The sequence below is a fragment of the Streptomyces sp. XY006 genome, assembly GCF_002237655.1.
In the GTDB taxonomy this organism is placed as follows: domain Bacteria; phylum Actinomycetota; class Actinomycetes; order Streptomycetales; family Streptomycetaceae; genus Streptomyces; species Streptomyces levis.
In genome coordinates this window covers 222,995-229,511 of the sequence record NZ_NOKT01000012.1, presented here as the reverse complement: position 1 = coordinate 229,511, position 6,517 = coordinate 222,995, and the positions used below count along the sequence as shown (strand labels likewise).

Annotated in this window: 7 protein-coding genes; 3 read left to right on the top strand and 4 right to left on the bottom strand. The window is 74.9% G+C overall.

The genetic code is table 11. The annotated features are described in order from the left end of the window. Positions 1–431 precede the first annotated feature (431 nt). Positions 432–944 carry a DinB family protein gene (locus CHR28_RS16435; RefSeq protein ID WP_094054389.1) on the bottom strand — a complete coding sequence of 171 codons (513 nt, stop codon included), beginning with the start codon at positions 942–944 and terminating at the stop codon, positions 432–434. Between the two features lie 44 nt (positions 945–988). Next, a complete protein-coding gene (locus CHR28_RS16430; RefSeq protein WP_094054407.1) occupies positions 989–1,579 on the bottom strand; it encodes a TetR/AcrR family transcriptional regulator in 591 nt (196 codons plus the stop codon). 88 nt (positions 1,580–1,667) lie between these two features. On the opposite strand from CHR28_RS16430, the gene CHR28_RS16425 reads away from it, so the two are divergent. Together CHR28_RS16425 and CHR28_RS16420 are read left to right on the top strand one after the other, a co-directional pair. Next, positions 1,668–2,852 carry an FAD-dependent monooxygenase gene (locus tag CHR28_RS16425; RefSeq protein ID WP_094054388.1) on the top strand — a complete coding sequence of 395 codons (1,185 nt, stop codon included), beginning with the start codon at positions 1,668–1,670 and terminating at the stop codon, positions 2,850–2,852. A gap of 13 nt (positions 2,853–2,865) precedes the next feature. After that, positions 2,866–3,771 (top strand): Gfo/Idh/MocA family protein, encoded by a 906-nt coding sequence (locus tag CHR28_RS16420; RefSeq protein WP_094054387.1) that lies wholly within the window; start codon positions 2,866–2,868, stop codon positions 3,769–3,771. On the opposite strand, the gene lnt is transcribed toward CHR28_RS16420, so the two are convergent. Together lnt and CHR28_RS16410 are read right to left on the bottom strand one after the other, a co-directional pair. Beyond that, positions 3,695–5,269, bottom strand: a complete 1,575-nt coding sequence (lnt, locus tag CHR28_RS16415; RefSeq protein ID WP_094054386.1) for an apolipoprotein N-acyltransferase — start codon at positions 5,267–5,269, stop codon at positions 3,695–3,697. The genes CHR28_RS16420 and lnt overlap by 77 nt on opposite strands. 68 nt (positions 5,270–5,337) lie before the next feature. Then, positions 5,338–5,808: a nuclear transport factor 2 family protein gene (locus CHR28_RS16410; RefSeq protein WP_094054385.1), complete on the bottom strand. Its 471-nt coding sequence runs from the start codon at positions 5,806–5,808 to the stop codon at positions 5,338–5,340. A gap of 92 nt (positions 5,809–5,900) precedes the next feature. Between CHR28_RS16410 and CHR28_RS16405 the strand changes: the two genes are divergently transcribed. Continuing rightward, complete coding sequence (locus CHR28_RS16405; RefSeq protein ID WP_094054384.1) at positions 5,901–6,503, top strand: DUF4291 domain-containing protein; 603 nt, start codon at positions 5,901–5,903, stop codon at positions 6,501–6,503. Positions 6,504–6,517 lie beyond the last annotated feature (14 nt).

Here is a 6,517-nt window from a genome sequence, read left to right as displayed (position 1 = left end):
GGGCGGCGTCGTGCCGGCCGGACGGCGGCTGCCGCGGGGAGGCGGCCGCCGGGGGCGTCGCCGCGCGGGCCGTGGCCGCGTCGGAGCCGGGGGTGGCCGGCGCCGGGCGGCGGGACGCCTCGTCGATCAGTTGCAGGGCCTCGCGGGCCGGTGCCTGCACGATCTGTGTCTCCGTCCGCCCCTCGGGCTGCGCCAGCGGCGGCCGGGACGGTGCCGCCGGGGGCCCTGGCGCGGAGGGACGCTGGACCGTCGTACAGCCGGCGAGGGCCGAGACAGCCACGGTCACCAGGAGCGTCGCTGTGGTCGTCGTTCGATGCACCCGCGTCACTCTGGTGCGTCCGGCCCGCGCCGGGGCGGCGGACAGGCGGAGAATGCCCCGCACGGGTGATGTCCGGCCCCGTACGGAGGGCGCGGGCCCGCCGGGGGTGACGTCAGTCGCCGGTCGCGCCGTCGATGCGTTCACGGATCAGGTCGGCGTGGCCGTTGTGCCGCGCGTACTCCTCGATCATGTGGGTGTAGATCCACCGCAGGTTGTAGTGCTCGCCGGTGCGCCGGTGCCTGCCCTCGGAGACGTCGTCCGGGCGGAAGCGGGCGGCGATGGCGCGGGCGGCCTCGATCTCGCGCTGCCAGGTGGCGTGGGCCTCCGCCCAGGTGTCGGCCTCGGTCAGGTGGAACTCGCCGTCCAGGTCCTCGTCGTCGTAGTACAGGGGCGGCGCGTCCTCGTTCGCCAGCACCCGGCGGAACCAGCCGCGCTCCACGTCCGCCATATGCCGCACGAGTCCCATGAGGGACAGTTCGGAAGGGGCCGCGGAGGCGGTCCTGAGCTGCTCGTCGCTCAGCCCTTCGCATTTCCACGCGAGGGTCTGCCGGTGGAACTCCAGCCACCCCTCCAGCATGGTGCGTTCGTCGGCGGTCGTGGCGGGGATGCGGCGTTCGGTCGTCATGGACGCATCCTTTCCCGGTGTCCTGCGCCGCACCAGGGGTTTTCTCACTCCCGGAGCATTCCCGCCAGCAGTTCCCGCAGTCCGGCCCGCACCTCCTCCAGGCTCGGGGGCGCGGCGCTGAACGACCCCGCCACGCAGCTGAACATCAGCCCGTCCGCCCAGGCGATCAGCGACAGGGTGTGCCGGTCGGGGTCCGTGGAGCCGAGGCCCGTGACGAGGGCGGCGAGCAGGTCGCGGAAGCGGGCGCCCGTCGCGTCGAAGAAGGCCCGCAGCTCGGGGCGGCGCGTCGCCTCCAGGGCCAGTTCGTAGCGGGCCAGCGTGAGCGCGCGGTGGCCGGTGAGGGCGCGGTGGGTCGCGAGGGCCAGGGCGTCCAGCAGCGCGTCGGCCCCGGCACGCGGGTCCGGCATCTCGTGCAGCGCGAGCACCCGTGCCTCGCGGTCGGCCAGCCGCCGCACCGCCAGCTCCAGCAGGGCCTGCCGGGTCCGCGCGACGTTGGACGTGGAGCCCTGGGGGAGCCCCGCCGCCTCGTCGACCGCGCGGTGCGTCAGACCGCGCATTCCGCGTTCGGCGAGCAGGGAGAGAGCGGCGTCGGCGACGAGATCGGCGCGGGAGGGGCCGGTGGTGCGTACGGACATGACGGCCACGCTACCCGTCTCACTACGGGTGTAGTAACGTCGAAGGCGGACTACAGATGTAGTGCGCGGTGCTCGGCGAGGAGGAGCCATGACAGAGACGAGGCGGGCCGTCGTGATCGGCGGCGGGATCGGCGGTCTGACGGCCGCGGCGGCGCTGCACCCGCGCGGCTGGCGGGTCACCGTGCTGGAGAAGGCCCGCTCGCTGGAGCCGGTCGGCGCGGCCATCTCGCTCGCCCCCAACTCCCTGCGCGCGCTGGACGTCATCGGACTCGGCGACGAGATCCGCGCCCTGGCGGCCTGGGCCGGGGACGGCGGTCTGCGCACCCCCGGCGGGCGGTGGCTCGCCCGCACCTCGGCCGACGCCGCCGCCGCGCGCTTCGGCGGCCCGCTCGTGCTGCTGCACCGCGCCACCCTCATCACGAGCCTCGCCTCCCGGCTCCCTGCGGACACCGTCCGCACGGACGCCGCCGCGGCCCTCGCCGACCCGGGCGGTCCGGGCCGGCCCGCCCGCGTCACCACGCGCGACGGTGAGCTGGAGGCCGACCTCGTGGTGGGCGCGGACGGCATCCATTCCGCCGTACGCCGCGCGATCTTCCCCCGCCACCCGGGCACCGTCTACTCCGGCTTCACCACCTGGCGGGTCGTCATCCCCGTGCCCGGCGCTAAGTTCGCCTCGCACGAGACGTGGGGCCGGGGCCGCATCTGGGGCACGCACCCGCTCAAGGACGGCCGCGTCTACGCCTACGCCGCCGCCGTGACCCCGGCCGGGGGACGCGCCCCGGACGACGAGCGGGCCGAACTCCTGCGCCGCTTCGGCGACTGGCACCAGCCGATCCCCGCCGTGCTCGCCGCCGCCCGCCCCGGAGACGTGCTGCGCCACGACGTGCACCACATCGCCGACCCGCTGCCCGCCCACCACCTGGGCCGGGTCGCCCTGGTCGGGGACGCCGCGCACGCCATGCCGCCGACGCTCGGCCAGGGCGGCAACCAGGCCATCGAGGACGCGGTCGTGCTCGCCCACCACTGCGACGACCTGCCCGCCTACACCGCCGCCCGGCTGCCCCGCACCACCGCCGTCGCACGCCGGGCCGTGCGGGTCGCCCGCCTCAACCTCAGGACCGGCCGCGCCGGCATCGCCGTGCGCAACACCGCCATGGCCGCGCTGTCCAAGGCCGCACCCGCCCTCTTCCTGCGCGGCTTCGAGGACATCGCCGACTGGCGGCCTCCGCAGCGGCCGTATGCTTCGCAGCACCACCCGGCAGGCAACCACTAGAGGAGAGCACCACGTGAAGGTCGGCTGCATCGGACTCGGCGACATCGCGCAGAAGGCCTACCTCCCGGTGCTCGCCTTCCAGCCCGGGGTCGAGCTGCACCTGCAGACGCGCACGCCCGCCACGCTCGACCGGGTCGCCGACGGCCTCCACCTCCCGCGCGAGCGGCGGCACACCACCCTCGACTCGCTGCTCGCGGCCGGTCTCGACGCCGCCTTCGTGCACGCGCCCACGCTCGTCCACCCGGAGATCGTGACGCGCCTGCTGGAAGCGGGCGTACCCACCTACGTCGACAAGCCGCTCGCCTATGAACTCGCCGACTCCGCGCGGCTGGTGGCGCTCGCCGAGGAGCGCGGCGTGAGCCTCGCCGTGGGCTTCAACCGGCGCCACGCGCCCGGCTACACCCAGTGCGCCGACCATCCGCGTGAGCTGATCCTGATGCAGAAGAACCGCGTCGGGCTGCCCGAGGACCCGCGCACGATGATCCTCGACGACTTCATCCACGTCGTCGACACCCTGCGGTTCCTGGCGCCCGGCGAGATCGACGACGTGACCGTGCGCGCCCGCGTCCGGGACGGCCTGCTGCACCACGTCGTGCTCCAGCTCGCCGGGGACGGCTTCACCGCCCTGGGCGTGATGAACCGGCTCAGCGGCTCCGCCGAGGAGATCCTGGAGGTGTCCGGGCAGGACACCAAGCGGCAGGTGGTCAACCTCGCCGAGGTGGTCGACCACAAGGGCCAGCCGACCGTGCGGCGGCGCGGGGACTGGGTGCCGGTCGCCCGGCAGCGCGGGATCGAGCAGGCGGTGCTGGCGTTCCTGGACGCCGTGCGGGCCGGCCGGGTGCTCAGCGCCCGGGACGCGCTGGAGACCCATGAGCTGTGCGAACGGGTGGTGCGGGCGGTTCAGGAGCGGACCGCCTGAGCCGCAGCGTCCGCACGCCCTCGCCGGCCGCCCACCCGACGAGGATCAGCAGGGCGGCGTGCACGGTCCAGTCGCCGTAGCGGACGTAGGGCGTGGTGCCGTGCGCGAGGGGGATCTCGTAGACCTGTGTGGCGGAGGCGTCCGTGCCGAGCCGTGAGCCGACGCGCTCCCCGTCCGGGCCGTGGACGGCGGAGACGCCCGTGAGGGTCGCGTGCACCATGGGGCGGCCGGTCTCGGCGGCGCGCAGCGCGGCGAGCGAGGCGTGCTGCCCCGGCGCCCAGCTCTGCTGGAACGTGGAGGTCGCGGACTGGCCGATGAGCACGTCCACGCCCTCCCGCGTCAGGTGGCGGGTCATGTCGGGGAAGGCCGTCTCGAAGCAGACCATCGGACCGGCGCGCAGGCCGTCGCCCACGTCCATCACGACCGGCTGGGAGCCGCGCCGCCGGTCCTCCCCGGCGGCCTTGCCCACGGAGGTGGCCCAGCCGAGCAGGGACCGGGCCGGGATGTACTCGCCGAAGGGGACCAGGCGCATCTTGTCGTAGCGCTGCCCGGTCAGGCCGTCCGGCCCGACGAGGACCGAGCTCTTGTAGATGCCGGGCTTGTCGGAGCGCCGGGCGTCCACGTTGACCAGGATGTCGGCGCCCGTGGCGCGGGAGAGGTCCGCGAGCCGCCGGGCGAGGTCGGGGCGGTCGCCGAGGTCGAAGCCGACGCTGCTCTCGCCCCACACGATCAGGTCGACGCCCTGTCCGGCGAGCCGGCGGGTGAGCTGCTCCTCGCGGTCGAACCGGCGCTCGCCGCTGTCCGGCCCGCCGATCACGCCCGGCTGGACGACGGCGATGCGCACCTGGCCGTCGACGACGGGGCGGGGCGCGTAGATCCAGGCGGCGGAGGTCGCGGCGGCCGTGGCGACGAGCCCGGCCACGGCCGGCACCCGGGCGCCGCGGACCGCGACGAGGACGGCCACGGCCACGTTCAGCGCCACCAGCAGGAAGCTCAGCAGCCACACCCCGCCGACCGAGGCCAGCCGCAGCGCGGGCGCCACCTGCCACTGACTGCTGCCGAGCATGCCCCAGGGGCCGCCCAGCCCCTGCCAGGAGCGGACCAGCTCGGCGGCCAGCCAGCCCGAGGGCAGCACCACCAGCGCCACCGCGACCCGGCTCAGCGACGGAGTCCCGCCCAGGAGGTGGCGCACCAGCCGGCCCCAGGGGGCCCACAGCGCGCCGAGCAGCGCGGCGATGACGAACGTGAACACGTGCAGGCTCGGCAGCAGCCAGTGGTGCATGGCCAGCATGAAGCCGAACCCGCCGCACCAGCCGTCGTACGCCGCCCGTTTCGCGGTCGGCGCGGTGCGCAGCAGCAGGAGCCACGGGACCAGCGCGACATAGGCCCACCACCACAGGGACGGGGCGGGGAAGGCCAGGACGGGGAGGGCGCCCGCCACCGCGGCGGCGGCCGAGCGCCGCCAGGGGGAGGCGAGCCAGTGGCCGAGCGTCTTCATAGGCGCCTCCTACCCCGCGGTGCCTCCAGTGTGCGCCCTGCGGACGATCTAGGACAGAGGAGGCCGGGTCAGTTGATCACAGGTGCGGTGTGCCGGTCCGGAAGGCGCCGCCACTTCTCGCGTACGACCACCTCGCTCAGCCGCCAGCCGTCGTCCGTGCGCAGCAGCGCGAAGGCGTACCGGCCGCCGCACACGAAGTCCGGCGCGGGCCCCGCGGTGGCCATGGGATTGACGTAGTCGGCCTGGACGCGGGCCGTGTCGCCGGTGTCCTGTTCCCAGATCCCGAAGCGCACGCGCCGGTTGACGATCAGGTGCTGCCGCATCGGGAACATCAGCAGGCTCTCGGCGAGCCACGCGGCGACCGCGCCCGCCTCGCCCTCGATGCCGCCGGCCGAGCGGTAGTCCGCCCGCCCCCGGGGCGCGAACAGTCCCCGGTAGCCCTCCCAGTCGCCGTCGTCGACCGCCACCGCGTAGTCGGTGATCAGCCCGTCGACGGCCAGCCGGTCCCGCACCGCGGCGAGCTCCACACGCTGGGTCATCGGCTCAGTGTTGGGCATGACGGGCGCCGGGCCAAGAGCCGTGCGCCGATATTCGGTGGCCGTCGGGGCCCGGGGCGGCCAGCCTGTCCCTCGTGAACGATCAGAACGAGCCGCGCCGTCGCATACGCGCCCGCCACACCGAGTCCACGATCACCGTCTACCAGGCCTACCGCCCGGAGATCGGCGGCCCGGCCGCCCGCACCGGCCGCTTCCCGTCGTCCTGGAAGCGCGACCGCATGACCTGGATCAAGCCGTCGTTCCTGTGGATGATGTACCGCTGCGGCTGGGGCACCAAGGAGGGCCAGGAGACGGTCCTGGCCGTCGAGATCGAGCGGGAGGGCTTCCTGTGGGCGCTGCGGCACGCCTGCCTGTCCCACCACGTGCCCGCTCTGCACGGCGACCGGGCCGCGTGGCAGCGGCAGCTGAAGCGGGCGCCGGCGCGGGTGCAGTGGGATCCGGAGCGGGATCTGCGGCTGCGGCCGCTGCCGTACCGGTCACTGCAGCTGGGACTCGCGGGAGAGGCCGCCGCGCGCTACGCGGACGAGTGGATCGTGGGGATCGAGGACGTCACCGCGCTCGCCACGGAGATCCACGCACGGGTGCGGGCCGGTGAACTCGAGTCGGCCGCCGCGCTGTTGCCCGAGGAGCGGCCGTTCCCGGTCGAGGAGGAGGTGCTGGCGCGCCTGGCCGCTTGAGAGGGGGGAGGGCG

Bases quoted from the DNA above. Each gene is read 5' to 3' on its own strand.
- CHR28_RS16435 (WP_094054389.1), bottom strand. From the start codon at position 944: ATGACGACCGAACGCCGCATCCCCGCCACGACCGCCGACGAACGCACC.
- CHR28_RS16430 (WP_094054407.1), bottom strand. From the start codon at position 1,579: ATGTCCGTACGCACCACCGGCCCCTCCCGCGCCGATCTCGTCGCCGAC.
- CHR28_RS16425 (WP_094054388.1), top strand. From the start codon at position 1,668: ATGACAGAGACGAGGCGGGCCGTCGTGATCGGCGGCGGGATCGGCGGT.
- lnt (WP_094054386.1), bottom strand. From the start codon at position 5,269: ATGAAGACGCTCGGCCACTGGCTCGCCTCCCCCTGGCGGCGCTCGGCC.
- CHR28_RS16410 (WP_094054385.1), bottom strand. From the start codon at position 5,808: ATGACCCAGCGTGTGGAGCTCGCCGCGGTGCGGGACCGGCTGGCCGTC.